At 43.6% G+C, this 17,156-nt stretch carries 18 protein-coding genes; 5 read left to right on the top strand and 13 right to left on the bottom strand.

Annotated elements, in window-relative coordinates; translation table 11 throughout:
- Positions 1-185 precede the first annotated feature (185 nt).
- Entirely contained in the window at positions 186-2,051 is a 1,866-nt protein-coding gene (locus O9X84_RS09850; RefSeq protein WP_269519568.1) for a serine hydrolase domain-containing protein, read from the top strand.
- A 634-nt stretch (positions 2,052-2,685) separates the two neighbouring features.
- Here the strand turns inward: O9X84_RS09850 and cspD are convergent.
- Entirely contained in the window at positions 2,686-2,904 is a 219-nt protein-coding gene (gene cspD, locus O9X84_RS09845; RefSeq protein ID WP_032096523.1) for a cold shock domain-containing protein CspD, read from the bottom strand.
- Positions 2,905-3,112: 208 nt separating this feature from the next.
- Between cspD and clpS the strand changes: the two genes are divergently transcribed.
- Together clpS and clpA are read left to right on the top strand one after the other, a co-directional pair.
- The gene (gene clpS / locus O9X84_RS09840) at positions 3,113-3,433 is read left to right on the top strand and encodes an ATP-dependent Clp protease adapter ClpS (RefSeq protein WP_269519567.1); all 321 of its coding nucleotides are present in this window, start codon (positions 3,113-3,115) and stop codon (positions 3,431-3,433) included.
- Between the two features lie 24 nt (positions 3,434-3,457).
- Positions 3,458-5,734, top strand: coding sequence for an ATP-dependent Clp protease ATP-binding subunit ClpA (gene clpA, locus O9X84_RS09835; protein WP_269519566.1), 2,277 nt, complete (start codon positions 3,458-3,460; stop codon positions 5,732-5,734).
- Between the two features lie 84 nt (positions 5,735-5,818).
- On the opposite strand, the gene infA is transcribed toward clpA, so the two are convergent.
- The 4 genes from infA to trxB form a co-directional block, all read right to left on the bottom strand.
- Positions 5,819-6,037 carry a translation initiation factor IF-1 gene (gene infA, locus O9X84_RS09830; protein ID WP_013784390.1) on the bottom strand — a complete coding sequence of 73 codons (219 nt, stop codon included), beginning with the start codon at positions 6,035-6,037 and terminating at the stop codon, positions 5,819-5,821.
- Positions 6,038-6,112: 75 nt separating this feature from the next.
- Positions 6,113-6,826, bottom strand: a complete 714-nt coding sequence (locus O9X84_RS09825) for an arginyltransferase (protein WP_269519564.1) — start codon at positions 6,824-6,826, stop codon at positions 6,113-6,115.
- Positions 6,823-7,569, bottom strand: a complete 747-nt coding sequence (gene aat / locus O9X84_RS09820) for a leucyl/phenylalanyl-tRNA--protein transferase (RefSeq protein WP_269519563.1) — start codon at positions 7,567-7,569, stop codon at positions 6,823-6,825. The genes O9X84_RS09825 and aat overlap by 4 nt, the downstream gene beginning before the upstream one ends.
- 50 nt (positions 7,570-7,619) lie before the next feature.
- Positions 7,620-8,585, bottom strand: a complete 966-nt coding sequence (trxB, locus tag O9X84_RS09815; protein WP_163107074.1) for a thioredoxin-disulfide reductase — start codon at positions 8,583-8,585, stop codon at positions 7,620-7,622.
- A gap of 392 nt (positions 8,586-8,977) precedes the next feature.
- On the opposite strand from trxB, the gene yfbV reads away from it, so the two are divergent.
- A complete protein-coding gene (gene yfbV, locus O9X84_RS09810; protein WP_269519562.1) occupies positions 8,978-9,427 on the top strand; it encodes a terminus macrodomain insulation protein YfbV in 450 nt (149 codons plus the stop codon).
- Here yfbV and O9X84_RS09805 read toward each other — a convergent pair.
- The 3 genes from O9X84_RS09805 to O9X84_RS09795 all read right to left on the bottom strand — a co-directional run bounded on the left by O9X84_RS09805 (position 9,424) and on the right by O9X84_RS09795 (position 12,302).
- Positions 9,424-10,017, bottom strand: coding sequence for a SprT family zinc-dependent metalloprotease (locus O9X84_RS09805; protein WP_269519561.1), 594 nt, complete (start codon positions 10,015-10,017; stop codon positions 9,424-9,426). The two genes, yfbV and O9X84_RS09805, sit on opposite strands and share 4 nt — an antisense overlap.
- 65 nt (positions 10,018-10,082) lie before the next feature.
- A complete protein-coding gene (gene sppA, locus O9X84_RS09800) occupies positions 10,083-11,948 on the bottom strand; it encodes a signal peptide peptidase SppA (protein ID WP_269519559.1) in 1,866 nt (621 codons plus the stop codon).
- Positions 11,949-12,125: 177 nt separating this feature from the next.
- Entirely contained in the window at positions 12,126-12,302 is a 177-nt protein-coding gene (locus O9X84_RS09795) for a hypothetical protein (protein WP_269519558.1), read from the bottom strand.
- A gap of 305 nt (positions 12,303-12,607) precedes the next feature.
- Here O9X84_RS09795 and O9X84_RS09790 point away from each other — a divergent pair, with 305 nt between their 5' ends.
- Positions 12,608-13,159, top strand: a complete 552-nt coding sequence (locus tag O9X84_RS09790; protein ID WP_269519557.1) for an NAD(P)H nitroreductase — start codon at positions 12,608-12,610, stop codon at positions 13,157-13,159.
- Positions 13,160-13,254: 95 nt separating this feature from the next.
- Here O9X84_RS09790 and O9X84_RS09785 read toward each other — a convergent pair whose 3' ends face one another.
- The 5 genes from O9X84_RS09785 to ybeD form a co-directional block, all read right to left on the bottom strand.
- Complete coding sequence (locus tag O9X84_RS09785) at positions 13,255-14,097, bottom strand: DUF2797 domain-containing protein (RefSeq protein WP_269519556.1); 843 nt, start codon at positions 14,095-14,097, stop codon at positions 13,255-13,257.
- 11 nt (positions 14,098-14,108) lie between these two features.
- Positions 14,109-15,116: an asparaginase gene (gene ansA / locus O9X84_RS09780; RefSeq protein WP_269519555.1), complete on the bottom strand. Its 1,008-nt coding sequence runs from the start codon at positions 15,114-15,116 to the stop codon at positions 14,109-14,111.
- A 125-nt stretch (positions 15,117-15,241) separates the two neighbouring features.
- Positions 15,242-16,204: a lipoyl synthase gene (lipA, locus tag O9X84_RS09775; protein ID WP_269519554.1), complete on the bottom strand. Its 963-nt coding sequence runs from the start codon at positions 16,202-16,204 to the stop codon at positions 15,242-15,244.
- Positions 16,197-16,889, bottom strand: a complete 693-nt coding sequence (gene lipB / locus O9X84_RS09770) for a lipoyl(octanoyl) transferase LipB (protein WP_269519553.1) — start codon at positions 16,887-16,889, stop codon at positions 16,197-16,199. The genes lipA and lipB overlap by 8 nt, the downstream gene beginning before the upstream one ends.
- Positions 16,890-17,153 carry a DUF493 family protein YbeD gene (gene ybeD / locus O9X84_RS09765; protein ID WP_269519551.1) on the bottom strand — a complete coding sequence of 88 codons (264 nt, stop codon included), beginning with the start codon at positions 17,151-17,153 and terminating at the stop codon, positions 16,890-16,892.
- Positions 17,154-17,156 lie beyond the last annotated feature (3 nt).

Raw genomic sequence — 17,156 nt, 5'->3', positions numbered from 1 at the left:
GACTTAGAGGATGTGGCCATGCGTTAACGTATTTCGCCACACACGGTCATAAAGAATCATTTGTGTAGTGCCGTCATTTTGCATACAAAAATAGCACACAACGAAAAGTGCTTACCATGATAAGAAAAAAAGCGACAGTGCAAATAGTTGTAACACGACTAACAATGAAGGTTAAGGGATTTATCATGAGAATATATTGGGCGATAACACTGTGTTTATTCGGTGCTATTTTTTCTGGCACTTCAATGGCACAAGTGCCTGTAAAACAAAAGCCGATTAATAGCTTAGAAGAGCTAAGTATAGCGATAGACCAAGTACGCGTGCGCACAAATACACAAGGCGTTGCAGTGGGAGTAGTGCAAGCCGGGCAGCCTCATTGGCGCTACTATTCTGGAATTGCGAACATTGAGTCAAAAATACCGCTAAACGATAGTAGTCAATTTCGCTTTGGCTCAATTTCCAAAATGTTTGTAGCTTTGTCACTGCTCAAGCTTGAAGAGGAAGGCAAGCTTAGCCTGAACGATAAATTGCAAACCCTTGCGCCTGAAATTGAATTTACGAATCCATGGGAGACAACGGAACCGCTGCGAATTGTGCATTTATTAAATCACTCATCTGGCTGGGACAGTCCGCATTTCAACGAGCAAAAGGCACTATCAGATACTCCAGTTGCTATTATCGATGCATTAAATGCCCACCCTCACTCTCGTTTGTCTCGCTGGAAACCGGGCAGCCGTGTGGCCTACAATAACACGAGCTTTTTGGCTGGCGCTTATATCGTTGAAAAGATGACGGGTGAGGTATTTGAATCGTACGTTACACGTAGTTTTTTCGAGCCATTGTCAATGGACAATAGTGGGTACTATTTTTCAGACACATACCGAGAGTCGGCCGTCAGTTTATATATCAACAAACAAGAACAACCTTATCGTCACCTCAACAACCGCGCAGCAGGTAGCCTCAATAGCACAATGGGGGATATGCTAAGTTTCGCGCAATTCTTAGCCAATGAAGAAAGTACGAATATCGTCAGTCGAAATGCACTTGCATCATTTAGAAAGCCATCAGGCACGCTCGCAGCAAAAAGAGGCCTTAGCTTTGGTTGGGGCTTAGGAAATCAATTATTTCATGCAAATGGCGTCGTACTTTATGGGCATGAAGGTAGTTTACGCGGCGCTACTGCAATGCTCATTTACAACCCAGAATATCAATTTGCTTATGTTATCGCGGCTAATAACAATAGCCCTGCGGTTAGCCAAATACATCGCTTAGTAAGTCATTACTTAACTAAAGATATTACAGTACCAAACGTAAAAGCCGAGCGAGAAGTGAGCCAAGAAGATAAGGCACTGTCAGGCTGGTACAAAAACGCTGCACCCATATCTGCAACCTATTCGATACTATCGACTATTGTTCCATGGCAATTACAGATAGGAGACACTAGCAGTACGATAAAACCATTGATAGGCTCACCGACCCGTATTCTGATCCCTGATGCCAACAAGGGATTTAAACAAAATACAACCGGGCTTACGGTGTTACTTCCTATCAAGGATAGCGATTTTGGTGATGGGATTTATTATGGCCCGCAAACATTCATTAAAACGAATATAGTCAGTGCATTATTGCCGTTGTTGGTGATTATGTTTTGGGTACTCATGGCCTTATCGAGCGTGTTATTCATGTTAATTTGGCTTCCTCGTTTTTTTGTTAAAAAATCGATTACGAGCCAAGCGGTTGCCTATAGGTCATGGCCTTTACTTTCGCTGTGTATTGCAATTGTGACGCTACTTTGTTTACGCATCATTACGAGTTCGCCCAGTATGTATTCAATAGCAGGTTCAGTATCGCTGCTGTCGGTACTAATTTTTGTGGGAAGTTTAGGATTTCTGTTTAGCGCTGTGTGGTCGGTATGGATGTGGTACAAACTCAGAAAATTACCGATAAACAGTTTTACTAGATGGCACACAACTTTATTTACCTTAGCTAATTTATTTTTGGCAGTCCTATTGCTTAGTAATGGCTTAATTGGGCTGAGACTTTGGGCGTAGCGACGGTTCAGGTTCGAAAATACTGCTAAGTAACTAGCACCTCAATCTATTTTTTAAGCCGGCTAACTAAATGCTCGACTGTCCGCAATCTGCATGGCAGCCGCCAACATAAAATGGCGGCATAAATGCCGGGAAATGGCACATATCACATTCAAGAGTAGAGAGTCCTTAATGTCTGTTGCATGAGTGATACTTTTTGTGAGTTTTCAGTTGACGAAATGGGCCGGAGCATTGAAAAGCCAAAATAGGAGATGTCCTATATTTTAACAGTCCAAAGTGGTTAGAAACTAACCTGTGCGGTTAAGTGCAAGTGAATGATATAGACAAATTGTTATTACAAATTTTCCATACTTTAGGTGAAATTATATTCAAGATGCGTAGGGTAACGAGTTTAATTAGGAAAATACTCAGAAAAATTCGAAGTGAAAACGCCTTTCAAAACACCCATATTCGATGTGCTGATGCAGTATTACCATTTCTCGTTACCATCTTTCAGTGACGAGGGGGATGTTGTGAATTGGATAAAAATGCACCATACGATAGACAAATGAAAGCGGCGCTTTATCATTTTATTTAATGTGAAGAGAGAGTTAGAAGCGCCCGACATGGCCGTCGGGCTGCTTAGAATCTTGCTTTAACGCTCTGGTTCTTCTACGAAACCTATGTTCTCTGCATGCAAGCCTTTCGGTCCTTGTTGCACTTCGAACTGAACCTCTTGCCCTGCTTTCAATGAGCGATAACCTTCCATCTGAATTGTGGAGTAGTGAGCGAATATGTCATCACCACCTTCCTCTGGAACGATAAACCCAAAACCTTTCGCGTTGTTAAACCATTTAACTTTGCCAACCGCCATACTTCGACTTCCTCTTAATCCTTGAACTCACACGTTTATGCCCCCATTATAGATCCGAGCGCATAGTGTATTGAGTATCGATATAGACAGATACTCAATGTCACTATCAAAATGTAGATTTTTTAACCATATTATGTCAAGAGCTAATGTGAATTAATTTTATCCAAAAGTTTAACGACATCTGCCAGTAACACACTATTATTAAGTTATGAGTAAAGACAACGCTATTAGTATTGAAAAGGAAAAACAAAAAGACGCGCAGCGACAAAAGCCGCAGCCGCCTCCCATGTATAAAGTGTTGTTGAATAATGACGACTATACACCAATGGATTTTGTTATAGAGGTTCTCACGCAGTTTTTCAATTTGGACGCTGAGAAAGCCAATCAACTTATGCTTACCGTACATTATGAAGGTAAAGCGGTTTGTGGTGTTTTTACCGCTGAGATTGCAGAAACGAAAGTCATGCAAGTGAATCAGTACGCACGCAAACACCAGCACCCATTGATGTGCACAATGGAGCAGGCATAAGGCAATTTGTAGAGGGCGAGCAATATGTTAAATAAAGAATTAGAACAGACGTTAAATAGTGCGTTTGTATTTGCCAGAGAGCACCGTCATGAGTTTATGACGGTAGAACACTTGTTGTTGGCATTGCTGGACAACACAGCAGCTCGCGATGCATTAAAAGCGTGTGGCGCAGACGTTGAGGCCGTTAAAAGCGAATTGCTATCTTTTGTGAAAGATACAACGCCACTTATTTTAGACGAGCAGCTGAACGAGCGTGAAACGCAGCCGACCCTCGGGTTTCAACGAGTGCTGCAGCGCGCCGTTTTTCATGTTCAGTCGTCAGGCAAAGATGAAGTTACCGGCGCCAATGTGCTAGTCGCTATCTTTAGCGAGCAAGAGTCGCAGGCAGTATTCATTTTGAAGAAAGCCGACGTGACTAGACTTGATGTGGTTAATTATATTAGCCATGGTGTGAGTAAAGCTGAAGATGATGAGTCAATAAATTCGGAAACTCCAGAAGAGGCTGAGGGCGGTGAAGAAAACGGAACAGCGTTAGGTAAATACGCTACCGATTTAAACCGCCATGCTAAAGATGGCAAAATCGACCCTCTTATCGGCCGTGATGCTGAAGTTGAACGTACGATTCAAATCTTATGCAGACGTCGTAAAAATAACCCTCTACTTGTTGGTGAAGCAGGTGTGGGTAAAACCGCTATCGCCGAAGGGTTAGCTTACCGTATTGTGAACGACGATGTACCAGAGGTTATTGCACAAAGTACCGTTTACTCTCTTGACCTTGGTGGCCTGCTGGCGGGAACAAAATACCGCGGCGACTTTGAAAAGCGCCTTAAGGCCATACTCAAAGAGCTCAGTAAAGATGAACATGCCATATTGTTCATTGATGAAATTCATACGATCATTGGTGCAGGTGCAGCTTCTGGTGGCGTCATGGATGCCTCTAACTTACTAAAACCTAAACTATCTAGCGGCGAATTACGCTGTATTGGATCAACCACGTATCAAGAGTATCAAGGTATTTTTGAGAAAGATCGTGCATTAGCTCGTCGCTTCCAAAAGGTCGACGTGACAGAGCCAAGTGTTAGCGACACTACGAAGATTTTACTTGGACTGAAAAGCCGTTACGAAGATCACCACAATGTGCGATTCACGCAAAAAGCGATTCAGGCTGCGGCGGAGCTGTCTGCGAAATACATTAATGAGAGGCACCTACCTGATAAAGCTATTGATGTAATGGACGAAGCCGGCGCTAGTCAGCGTCTCCTTGCACCGTCAAAGCGAAAGAAAACAATCAATGTGGGTGATATCGAGCAAATTATAGCTAAAATGGCTCGTATACCTGAGAAGTCCGTATCGGCATCTGACAAAGAAGTACTTAAAAACCTAGGGCGCAACCTTAAGATGGTAGTGTTCGGTCAGGACAAAGCCATAGAGACGCTTAATGACGCTATATTGCTGTCTCGCTCTGGATTAGGCGCTGAAACAAAGCCAATTGGTAGTTTCTTATTTGCAGGTCCAACCGGTGTAGGTAAAACGGAGGTCACTCAACAGCTTTCAAATATTATGGGTGTTGAGCTAGTGCGCTTCGATATGTCTGAGTACATGGAACGTCATGCTGTTAGCCGTTTAATTGGTGCGCCTCCAGGCTATGTTGGTTTCGACCAAGGCGGGTTGTTGACTGACGCGGTAATTAAAAACCCGTATTCGGTTGTGTTACTTGATGAAATTGAGAAAGCCCACAGCGATATTTACAACATATTACTGCAGGTAATGGACCACGGCACACTGACTGATAACAACGGCCGTAAGGTTGATTTCAGAAATGTGGTATTGGTGATGACCACCAACGCAGGTGTACAGGAAACTGTGCGCAAGTCTATAGGCTTTAAGCAACAAGATCATAGTCACGATGCCCTGAGTGAAATCAATAAGATATTCACCCCTGAGTTCCGTAATCGTCTTGATGGCATCATATGGTTTAATCACTTGGATGCTGAAATCATCTTACAGGTGGTAGACAAGTTCATTATCGAATTGCAGGCTCAGTTAGACGTGAAAGGTGTGTCTTTAGAGGTGACATCTGAAGCACGAGCTTACATGGCTGAAAAAGGGTATGACAAGTCGATGGGTGCGCGCCCAATGGCACGTCTCATAAAAGATGAGCTTAAGAAAGAACTGGCCAATGAGCTGCTGTTTGGTGAGCTGGCGAAAGGCGGAAACGTTAAAGTGGATTACGTTGATGACAAATTAACGTTTGAATACAGCGGCGTGGATACGAAGTCAGAGCAAGCTGAGCCGAGTTAATTGGTAAAGTGACGCACAAATTAAAAAGCCCGATAATTTAAAAATTATCGGGCTTTTTTTATGCGTTACCGCTTCAATGGCTCATTATCTTGCGCGATAAATGATACGACCTTTGGTCAAATCATAGGGAGTCATCTCAACAGTGACCTTATCGCCAGTAAGAATTCGGATATAGTTCTTACGCATTTTACCAGAAATATGTGCAGTCACTACGTGACCATTCTCTAGTTCTACGCGGAACATAGTATTAGGTAGAGTGTCTTGCACCGTACCTTCCATTTCAATACAATCTTCTTTTGCCATGTAAAGCAGTTACCTCAGTAATTCAAAATTTTTGCCGCGCAGACATTAACCAATCTTGCGTGCAGTGTAAAGCGATTAAGCTGGTTTTTTAGTAAATAGATGCCATTGGTTGTCTATAAACTGTTCAAAGGGGTGAAATTTGTGCTTGTAGCTCATTTTTTGACAGCCTTCCACATAGTACCCTAAGTAAACGTAATGGTGGCCTAATGACCTTGCCTGTTCAATTTGCATGAGTATCATCCACGTACCGAGAGATGATGCGGCATAGTCAGGGTCAAAAAAGGTATAAAGCGCTGATAACGCGCTTGAGTATGCATTGTCCTCTAGTACGTCTGTTACTGCAACCGCTACAAGCTTATCTTTATCATAAGCTTCTAAAAAATGTGGTGCCATCCATGTACAGTTTAAAAAATTATCAAATTGTTCATAGGAAGGGGGATACATCGAGCCATCAGAATGCCGCTCATTGATGTAGCGCTCGTACAACGGATAGTATTCTGGTTTTAATGAAGTACTAAACTTTACAGATAGTGCAGCATTGCTTTTCAAAATCCGCTTTTGGCTGCGAGAGGGCGTGAATACATCCACCGAGAGCCTTACAGATTGGCATTTGTTGCAACTAACACAGTGGGGGCGGTAAATTTGTTCGCCGCTTCGCCTAAACCCTGCTTGAATCAGCTGAGAATATCGGGATGATAACGATGCATCTTCTTCTGCATAGACCAGCAGTCTTTCTTCCTCGTTAGGAAGGTAGCTGCAGGAAAATGACTGAGTGATACCAAATTTCATGGTGTTATTACTCTTGGGCGCCAATGCTCTAAATATTCAGAACATAGCTCTCCATTTGTAGCTACAGTCTGATTATTTTCATTCAGTTTCTTAATAAAGTCTTCTCTAGTGACCGCGCACGCGCCTAATGAGGCCAAATGATCGGTAGGAAGTTGGCAATCAATAAAAGCCATGTTTTGTGAACGCATATGCTCTACAAGGGCAACCATTGCAAGTTTAGATGCATTACTTTTCTTGTGAAACATAGACTCACCGCAGTACACCTTACCAATACCTACGCCGTAAAGGCCGCCAACGAGCTGTTCGTTTTCCCATACCTCAACAGAGTGGGCAATGCCTAAGCCATGAAGTTGCGAATAGGCGGCTTTCATATCGTCGGTAATCCAAGTTTCGTTAGAAGTGCCGCTTCCTGATTGCGTAACCCGCGGTATTGCCGAGCACGTATCGATAACTTTATCAAATGCATGATTAAGCGTTACGGTATACTTTCGCTGTCTAACGAGTTTCTTTAAACTTTTTGAAACGCAGAAATCATCTAATTCAATGATAGCTCTCGGATCAGGAGACCACCACAGTAAAGGTTCGTCATCGCTGAACCAAGGAAAAATGCCTTGAGAGTACGCTGAGAACAAACGCTGAGGACTTAGGTCGCCGCCAAAAGCGAGTAAGCCATTGGGTTCGGCTAAGGCCTCATGTACCGCAGGGAAGGGCGCATCATTTTCAATGTAGTGTAGTGCTAGCATAATAAAGGCCTCACCGATTTCTCACAGGATAAGTGAGGCCCACACTGCGATTACCCTTGTTCAGAAGCCATTCCGTCCAAGAATTTTTCTGCATCAAGTGCTGCCATGCAGCCAGTGCCGGCAGACGTGATCGCCTGACGATAAACGTGGTCACTAACGTCACCAGCGGCAAAAACGCCTTCTACGCTAGTTTGTGTGGCGTTGCCGTGCAAACCACTGTTCACAACTATATAGCCGTCTTTCATAGTGAGCTGGTCGGCAAATATATCTGTGTTAGGCTTGTGACCAATGGCAATGAATAAGCCCATTACATCAAGCTCTTCAGTGGCATCGCCGTCGGTATCTTTGATTCGGATTTTTGTAACACCCATATCATCACCAAGTACTTCATCTAGTGTCTTATTTAGATGCAATACAACGTTGCCGTTTTCCGCTTTGTCTCGTAGACGCTGCTCAAGGATCTTCTCACTTCTGAAAGTATCCCTTCTGTGAATTACATGAACTTCAGAAGCAATGTTAGACAAATATAGCGCTTCTTCTACCGCGGTATTACCACCGCCAACAACGGCTACTTTTTGGTTGCGATAGAAAAATCCGTCACAGGTTGCGCATGCTGATACGCCTTTCCCCATGAAGGCTTGCTCTGATTCAAGACCTAAATACTTTGCCGATGCACCTGTAGAAATGATAAGTGCGTCGCAAGTGTAAGTACCGTTATCACCGTGCAAAGTGAATGGACGTTTGCTTAAATCAGTTTTGTTGATGTGGTCAAAAATGATTTCAGTATCAAACTTCTCAGCATGTTTTTGCATACGAACCATTAAGTCTGGACCTGTTAAACCTTCAGGATCTCCAGGCCAATTTTCAACTTCGGTGGTGGTTGTAAGCTGCCCGCCTTGCTGTATTCCCGTTAACAGAACCGGTTCTAAGTTAGCACGCGCTGCATAAACGGCTGCCGAGTAACCCGCAGGACCCGATCCTAAGATAAGTAGACGGACGTGTCTGCTTTCTGACATTTTCCTCTCCAATAACACCCAATGACAGGGTGAGTAAACTATTCGAAAATTAGTATCAAGAAGGTGAGGTCGCTTGGGCGTAAATCAACCTTTTCCATCTTAATCTTTTTAATTGTGTTTGTTGAAATGTGCTCCGTTGTATCGATAAATGACGAATCGGCAGTATTTCAAATCACATAATGGCGCTAAGGATATCAATATTCGAACAGCTACGTTGATAAAAATTTTAAAATTTCAGTCAATATAAGTTAAGAATCGGCAATCTAGTGACAAAATAAGGCAAAAAAAGTGGGCAACACGTCAGTGTTTCTTGTATTAAATATAAAGAGCATTACAATTTACGGTAAGCATTAGATTGTATGCAGTGCGATAAGTACTTCCAGAGGTGAAACATGTCACAGTCAGTGATGACAATGCTGAAAGACGGTCAACAATACATGAAAACATGGCCCATGAGGAAAGAGCTGTATGGTTTTTTTCCAGAGTGCAGAGTTGTGGCTGCCACTAAATTCGCTATAAAGACCATGCCGCCAGCCACCATGGTGATATGTTTACTGTTGCTTCAAAACTTAGGTACGCAGTTTATTCCACAGACTATTGCCATGGGCATGTTTTTTCTTAGTCTCCCCATACAAGGTTTGCTGTGGCTAGGCCATCGCTCGGACCAATATTTACCGCCCCAGTTGAACAGCTGGTATCAGGAAATACATTCTTCAATGCGCTCGCAGGGCTGTAAAGTCGCTTCGGTTAAATCAAAGCCAAAATATAAAGAACTAGCGCAGTTACTCAAAACAGCGTTTAAAGACTTAGACAATGCGTTTACCGAGAATTGGTTTAATTAAGTATTCTGTTTTAGTTCTGAATTACACTTCCTACAACGATAGCGTGTACCGTTGAGAATGCTTTTATGGCGTCGCATTGAGAGGTTATGCTCACTGCATTCACAGGAATAAGCCACGGTGTTTGTCACCGCTTTCACGTCAAAGCTATGCGTTGTTTTTGCCTCACATCCAAACACCTCTATCATAATGCTCTGCCACTTTTCACCGTGAGGCTTCACTCGTCCGAACAAAGTCCAAACCAGCAGGTGGCTTACCTCATGAGGTATCACTTCTTGTAAGAATGCCTGTTGATTTTGCTTAAACAGCAAAGGGTGCAAATTAATTCTATTTTGCTGTAGGAATGCCGTGCCTGCGTTTTTACCCGAGCGTCGAAATGACAGGTGAGGGCGGACAAATTGCCTATTAAAATAGTTTTCTGCTTTGTCATAACAAGCGGTTAGCGCAGCATGGATTTCATATTGCTGTTGCTCAGATAAGTCACGAGTAGCGATGGCGTTTGTCCTTTTAAATACAGGCTTACAATTCGGTGCGCTGCCACAAAAACAGTGCAAAGAGCAAAGTTTAATAAAAGTAAAGTTATAAAAGTACATCTATAAAAAAACGCCGTATTAAACGGCGTTTTCTCAAAGCATTGTGAGGTAGATCACGTTAAATATTATCTCACATCACAGGGTAAGCACAATATGTACGTGCCTTTTGGATCGTTGAGCTCATTTAAGGTATTAAACTCACCCATGACGCGTTTAAATTCATTGATAAGCGCAGAGTTGCTGTTAGCGAACTGCCATTTACCAACAAATGTCATAGCCTGGCCAAAGAATTCTTTCCAAAACAGTTCTTGAGCACTAAGGCTGCGCTGTACATACACTGTGTCGTAATTTTCTAACTCAGCGAATTCAGCTGCAGCAGCTACTGCATCATCAAGCTCACCAAGCTCATCAACAAGGCCTAACGCTAATGCATCTTCACCAATCCACACGCGCCCCTGAGCAACAGTGTCAACTTCTTCAACAGTCATATCCCTAGCGTTTGCTACTAATGATAGAAAGTTTCCGTAGGTGTTTTCAACATTGCGCTGAAGGATTTGTCCAAACGCTGGAGATAGCGCTCTTGCTGGCGATAAGCCTGCAATGTCAGTAGAGCCAACGCCATCGCTGTGTATGCCTAAATAGTCTAGTGAGTTTTCGTAGGTCATTAACATACCAAATACACCAATTGAGCCTGTGATTGTACTTGGGCTTGCAATAATTTTATCAGTGCTTGCTGCTATCCAATAACCGCCAGATGCTGCGTACGTACTCATTGAAGAGATAACTGGCTTACCAGCTTGACGCAGCTGTAATATCTCTTGGCGAATCACTTCTGAGGCAAAAGCACTGCCACCTGGTGAGTCTATTTGAAGCACTACTGCTTTAATATTGTCGTCTAAGCGAGCCTGACGCAGTAATCGTGCTGTGCTATCGCCACCAATAGTACCGGCTTTTTGATTACCGTCTAAGATGGTACCTTTTGCCACTACGATTGCCACCTTGTCCATATCACTATCGATCTTAGGCATCGGAGGATTAATCACTTTTAAATAGGTGTTAAAGGCTGTTAGATTGATTCCCTGCTGGTTATCACCTTCACCCACCAATTCGATAAGTTCTTGTCTCACTTCTTCCCGGGTCTTTAGTGCATCTACCCAATTGTTATCAAGGGCATATTGAGCGAAATCGCCTCCAGCGGCCTCAAACTTAGAAAGCAATTCGTTAGCCGTTTCATCGAAGTTAGCGACGTCTATACCGCGGGCTGCAGCAACATCTTCTTTATATTGTTTCCAATACCCGTCTAACCACTGCTTTTCTGCTTCTTTTGCTTCAGCAGACATGTCATTTCTCATGACCGGCTCGACTGCCGACTTGTATGTGCCCACTCTAAATATATGTGTAGTCACTTTGAGTTTATCTAGCATGTCTTTAAAATACAGACCGTAACGGCCGTAACCCTCAAGCAATAGGCCACCCATGGGATTAAGGTACACATGGTCAGCTTGGGCTGCTAAGTAGTATTGATCTTGAGAGTAGTAGTCGCCTATAGCGTAAACAGGCTTTTCAGATTCTTTAAAGGACTCAATGGCCTCTGCTACAACGCGAAGCTTGTCTAGTCCACCACCAGTAAGCCCTTGAAGGTCTAGCACGAGTGCTTTAATTCTTCTGTCTTTTGCCGCGTTTTCAAGCACGTCTACGACATCGCGTACCAACACTTCTGGATTGTCGGGTTCGCTGCCTAATGACTCTTGCAAAAATTGCTCGAAGGGGTCAACGCTCTCTTTTTCAATTACCAGTTGGCCATTGAGTGTGAGATAAAGCGCACTATCGGATTTAACTGTTAGCTGATCACCGTCTTGGTTCGCGATGGCCATGATAATGCCAACGAAAATTACAATGAATATTACGTTGAAGAAAAGTTTGCGGGTGAAGTTCAGTACCGTCCACAAGCCAATAAACAAGGATTTGGTCCAATTTCCCTTGGCCGCCATATTTTACTACCTTTTTCAAAAATGTGATTGTTTTATAATGTTAGAGCGTTATGTGTGATGGTAAATCCAACTACATTAATTTCATTATGTTACCTGTTTAGCATAATATCGCTAAGTTAATTGTAATTTTTTGTAACCAGGACGAATAAAAAGTAAGTCGTAACATCTGCGCTATAATTATTTGTCTCGTTCTAGCCAAGTACCAATAAGTTTCGCAATTTGTTTGTGGTCATTTTCACTCATCTGCATAAGCAAGTTTCCTGAGGTTGATTTATAACCTGTTTTTGACTGGCCTTTTTTCATTAAGCGAGACAATGGAGAAGCGTTAGGAGTTGTATTAGATGGCTTGTTCAAAATCTTAATCTCCTTATTTGCAGTGCATTACGAATATTAAAAATACGTAATCTGACAATAAAAAGATTACGTAGTTATATACGAAATAGGAAGTTCACGCTTAACAATATCGTAGAATCGGAGACTGATATATGGTGTTGCGATTGAATGACCTCATTTAATGCCAAACGAGGTGGTTTTGGTCGACAGTCACCGCTGTCCTCCGTAAGATTGATGTGCAAACCAATTCGTTTATTTATCAAAATACTGATGCCACAGTACCATAATATATTATTTTAATGAGGCGTTACTAAGGAGGCCCCAAAGTGGATGCACTAACTCTACTGCTTAATCGAAGCTCTCAGCCACGCTTAAACGAGCCTGCTCCAAGCGGAGATGCGCTGGAGAATATTATGCAAGCGGCTTTACGTGCCCCTGATCACGCTTGCCTTACCCCATGGCGTTTTGTGGTATGCCAAGGCAAAGGGTTAAACAAACTTGGGGCGCTTTTTGAAGCATCTGCAATTGAAAACGACAAAAGTCAAAAAGAAATAGATAGAGCCCCACAACTTCCTTTGCGTGCGCCTATGGTTATTGTTGCGATTGCACAATACAAAGAACACGAAAAAGTCCCTCGTGTTGAGCAGATAGCATCTGCCTCTTGTGGTGTTATGGCCATGCAAATGGCAGCGGTAGCACAAGGTTTTAATGGTATGTGGCGCACCGGTAGCTATGCGCAGTGTCCCGTAGTAAAAAATGGGCTAGGGATGTCAGAAGAAGATGAGCTAGTGGGATTCTTATACTTAGGTACCCCAGTCTTTGAGCCAGCACCAAAGCCAGAGCGTGACACTTCTGCGTTTTTTGAACATTGGATTTAATGAAAAGCTCTAGCTATTTTAGATAAATGTAAAGGCGCACGTTGCGTGCGCCCTTTATCAGTTAATTTTCTTTGCGGAGACTATAAGATAAGACTTTAGAAAACTTGAAGCGTGACGTTATAGCCAGCAAATTTTCGAATGTTGATAACCCGGTCGCCATCAAGCATCCAGTATTGCCCTTTAATACCCTTAAGTACACCAGTAAAATCAGGCGTCTTGTCGAGATTAATCGACTTTATTTTGTCTGGGTAGGTGTCTACCGGAAAGTTGATTTGATGTACTTTCGACTCTACTTCAGATACAGCTTGAAGCCCTTTTTCTTGTTTTAGCGCAGCAAGTTCATCGGAAATTTTCTCCATAAGCTCGTGTTTTACCGCTATCAAATCCACTTCGTCTGGCTTGCCTTTTAGCATGGTGCGCCAGTTAGTCTTATCGGCAATATGGTTTTTGCATAACGTTTCCACAAGCCCGCTAGTTAACCTGTCTGGTACGCGCAACATAACCGTGGCTTGCGTTGCGCCTTGGTCCATCCAGCGAGGAGAGACAGATTCGGTTATTTCTCGGGTAATTCCTACTTTCACATTGCCTGTATTAGCTAAGTAGACAAAGTGTTCGTTAAAGCAGTGGGCTTCTCCCCATTCGGGCTCTCGGCAAGTGCCTTCGTGATAGTGGCATTTTTCTGGCTTTATGATGCAGCTATCACACTGTGCGAGAGATATCAGACAAGGGTAACAATAGCCTTGGTTAAAGCTTTTTTTCGTTTTTCGGCTGCAGTGCACGCAGTGAATTTCATTGCTAAACGACAATGAAACTTCTTGTCCTATCAATGCATTCATATCGACGATGCTTTCCCCGATAGGGAGTTGATAGCAGACTTCGTTATTATCGTTTGCATGAGTACGCATTTTTCGTAATGCACCAGAATAGCGTTGTGTCAAAATTTAATACCTTATTCGCTTAACTCGCCGCGTAAATTTGCGGTGAGCAGTAAATTAATTTGTTCAAACGAGAGATTTTTACTAAGTAAGTAATGCAGTTTAGCCAGTGCAGCCTCTGGGGTCATATCGCTGCCGGATAACACGCCAACCTCTTGCAGGCCGTGGCCGGTGGCATAGCCTCCCATGTTCACTCTACCGCGGGCACATTGCGTGCAGTTAACCACTGGGATTTCTCTAGATTTCGCAAAGCGTAGCTGCTCAATGAGTTTTGGATTTTGTGGGGCATTGCCCACACCGTAACTGAGTAATATAAGCGCGTTTACAGGTTGTTGAAGTGTGTTTTTTATCACTTCAGGCGCAATACCTGGGTACAGGCTCACCATGCCGATTGGCTGAGCTGAAACATTTGAGACCGTTAACTTTTTATCCGATGGCTTAGCTAACTCACCCGCTTTAAGCCTGATATTTATGCCGGCTTCAAGCAAGGGGGGAAAGTTGGGAGAGTCAAAGGCATTAAAACCATCCGCGTCTACCTTTCGACTTCGATTTCCGCGCAATAAACGATTGTTAAAAAACAATCCAACTTCTGCAATAGGAAAGTTGGCAGCAATAAACAGGGCATTCAATAAGTTTACCTGACCATCTGAGCGCAGTTCAGCTAAGGGGATTTGAGAGCCTGTGACGATTACCGGTTTGGCTAAGTCCTCTAACATAAAGCTTAACGCTGATGAGGTATAGGCCATGGTGTCTGTACCATGCAAAATAATAAAGCCGTCGTAGTCGTCGTAGTTACTGGCAATATCGTCTGCAATGCGCTGCCAATCCGATGGGTCCATATCTGAAGAGTCGATTAAGTTGTCGTACTCGTGAATAGTAAAAAGCGGCATTTCACTGCGATTAAACTCAGGCATTTTCGCCAGTGTTTCTGTTAAAAATCCAGCAGCAGGTACATACCCTTGGTTCGATGGCTTCATCCCGATGGTGCCACCTGTATAGGCGATATAAATATGTTTACGCATGATTACCCTTTGTCCGCTTTCCACAAGAATTGGGCTGTATTTTAGCAGCCACCCTTGCATTGTCACTGGTACTACAAAAAAGGCGGCTCGCTATTAACGGCCGCCTCTTATTGACATAGATATGCCTATTTTACTTCTACACCGGCGGCTTGCTGATCGGCGTGGTAGCTTGAGCGAACCATTGGACCACACGCGGCGTGCGTAAATCCTATCTCCTTCGCGTAATCACCTAGAGCATCAAACTCAGTAGGGTGCACGTATCGCTTCACAGGGAAATGGTGACGGCTGGGCTGTAGATATTGACCTAGCGTCAGCATATCCACGTCGTGATCGCGAAGGTCTCTTAATACGCCTTGAATTTCTTCGTTTTCTTCACCCATACCCATCATCAAACCTGATTTGGTTTTAATGTGAGGGTGCTGCGCTTTAAACTTCTTGAGCAAATCAAGGGACCACTGATAATTGGCACCAGGACGACACTCGCGGTAAAGGCGAGGAATAGTTTCTAAGTTATGATTGAACACATCCGGCTCGCCATTTTTGAATATCTCGAGCGCTCGGTCCATTCTTCCTCTGAAGTCTGGTACTAGCACTTCAATGGTGGTGGTAGGGCTGTGCTCTCGAATGGCATTAATGCAGTCTACAAAATGCTGTGCTCCACCGTCGCGTAAATCGTCTCGGTCGACCGATGTAATAACCACGTAACGAAGGTTCATCTCTGCAATGGTTTTGGCTAGCTTTTCAGGTTCTTCGGCGCTAGGCGGTAAAGGCTTACCATGTGCGACGTCACAAAACGGACAGCGGCGAGTACATATATCGCCAAGGATCATGAAAGTAGCGGTGCCATGGTTAAAGCACTCAGCCAAATTTGGACAGCTTGCTTCTTCGCATACTGAGTGCAAATTGTTCTTTCTCAGCGTACGCTTGATGTGATCAATTTTTTCAGTAGAGCGGGGAAGTTTAATCTTGATCCACTCAGGCTTTCGCAGCATCTGTTCCTTTTCAGTAGGAATAATGGTGACTGGAATGTGTTTTACTTTTTCATCATCTCGGAGTTTAACCCCCGCTGTAGGTCGTGCGTTACTCATCAAAACCTTCTTTATATGTTGTTTCCGAAAAGGAAAGCGCCTTTAGTAATAGGCGAACAAGCTCATCGCCAGCCTGTTCAAGCGAATCGGGACCGTTAAGACGCGCAGTGTCCGTCATTTCCATTCCAGCATAACCACAGGGATTGATACGCTGAAACGGTGATAAGTCCATGTTAACATTTAACGCTAGTCCATGAAATGAGCATCCATTACGTATTCTTAAGCCAAGGGAGCAGACTTTTTGTTCGTTAACATAAACGCCTGGTGCATCTGGCTTGGGATACGCACTAATATCGTAAGGCGCTAATAACCCTACCACCGCTTCTTCCATCGCGGTCACAAGGTGCCTGACACCGAGCTTTCTTCGTTTAATGTTGAGTAGTAAATAAATAACTTGCTGGCCTGGACCGTGATAGGTGACCTGGCCACCTCTATCCACTTGAACAACAGGAATGTCGCCAGGCAACAATATATGTTCCGCTTTTCCAGCTTGGCCTTGGGTGAACACAGGTTCGTGTTCCACAAGCCAAATCTCATCAGCTGTTTCGTTGTCCCGCTCATCCGTAAAGCGCTGCATTGCTTGCCAAATTGGTTCATAAGATTGACGTCCCAACTGGCGAATAATGACGTCACTTTTCGAGTTAACGTCATCGCTGGCTCTAGCAACCTGCTCTTGCGTACTCACTTACAGAACAACCCTAACCAGTTCGAGGGCGGCCAGTTCAGTGTAAATAGTTTCCATATGTTCTTTGCTGGTTACTCGCACACTAATAGACAAAGAGTGATAGCTGCCTTTACTGCTTGGCTTAATAGCGGGCGCATAATCACCAGGGGCGTGCTGCTGTAAGCACGATATTACCTGTTCGGGTAAGTCTTCATGGGCAACGCCCATTACTTTAAACGTCTGGTGTGTGGGAAAATCTAACAGTTCGTCGAAACGGGTATCCATGCG

It is taken from the genome of Alteromonas sp. BMJM2, assembly GCF_027257845.1.
Lineage (GTDB): Bacteria > Pseudomonadota > Gammaproteobacteria > Enterobacterales > Alteromonadaceae > Alteromonas.
Note: the sequence above shows the minus strand (reverse complement) of the source record. Positions and strands in the feature narration are given on the sequence as shown.

Bases quoted from the DNA above. Each gene is read 5' to 3' on its own strand.
- O9X84_RS09850 (WP_269519568.1), top strand. From the start codon at position 186: ATGAGAATATATTGGGCGATAACACTGTGTTTATTCGGTGCTATTTTT.
- cspD (WP_032096523.1), bottom strand. From the start codon at position 2,904: ATGGCGGTTGGCAAAGTTAAATGGTTTAACAACGCGAAAGGTTTTGGG.
- clpS (WP_269519567.1), top strand. From the start codon at position 3,113: ATGAGTAAAGACAACGCTATTAGTATTGAAAAGGAAAAACAAAAAGAC.
- clpA (WP_269519566.1), top strand. From the start codon at position 3,458: ATGTTAAATAAAGAATTAGAACAGACGTTAAATAGTGCGTTTGTATTT.
- infA (WP_013784390.1), bottom strand. From the start codon at position 6,037: ATGGCAAAAGAAGATTGTATTGAAATGGAAGGTACGGTGCAAGACACT.
- O9X84_RS09825 (WP_269519564.1), bottom strand. From the start codon at position 6,826: ATGAAATTTGGTATCACTCAGTCATTTTCCTGCAGCTACCTTCCTAAC.
- aat (WP_269519563.1), bottom strand. From the start codon at position 7,569: ATGCTAGCACTACACTACATTGAAAATGATGCGCCCTTCCCTGCGGTA.
- trxB (WP_163107074.1), bottom strand. From the start codon at position 8,585: ATGTCAGAAAGCAGACACGTCCGTCTACTTATCTTAGGATCGGGTCCT.
- yfbV (WP_269519562.1), top strand. From the start codon at position 8,978: ATGTCACAGTCAGTGATGACAATGCTGAAAGACGGTCAACAATACATG.
- O9X84_RS09805 (WP_269519561.1), bottom strand. From the start codon at position 10,017: ATGTACTTTTATAACTTTACTTTTATTAAACTTTGCTCTTTGCACTGT.
- sppA (WP_269519559.1), bottom strand. From the start codon at position 11,948: ATGGCGGCCAAGGGAAATTGGACCAAATCCTTGTTTATTGGCTTGTGG.
- ansA (WP_269519555.1), bottom strand. From the start codon at position 15,116: ATGCGTAAACATATTTATATCGCCTATACAGGTGGCACCATCGGGATG.
- lipA (WP_269519554.1), bottom strand. From the start codon at position 16,204: ATGAGTAACGCACGACCTACAGCGGGGGTTAAACTCCGAGATGATGAA.
- ybeD (WP_269519551.1), bottom strand. From the start codon at position 17,153: ATGGATACCCGTTTCGACGAACTGTTAGATTTTCCCACACACCAGACG.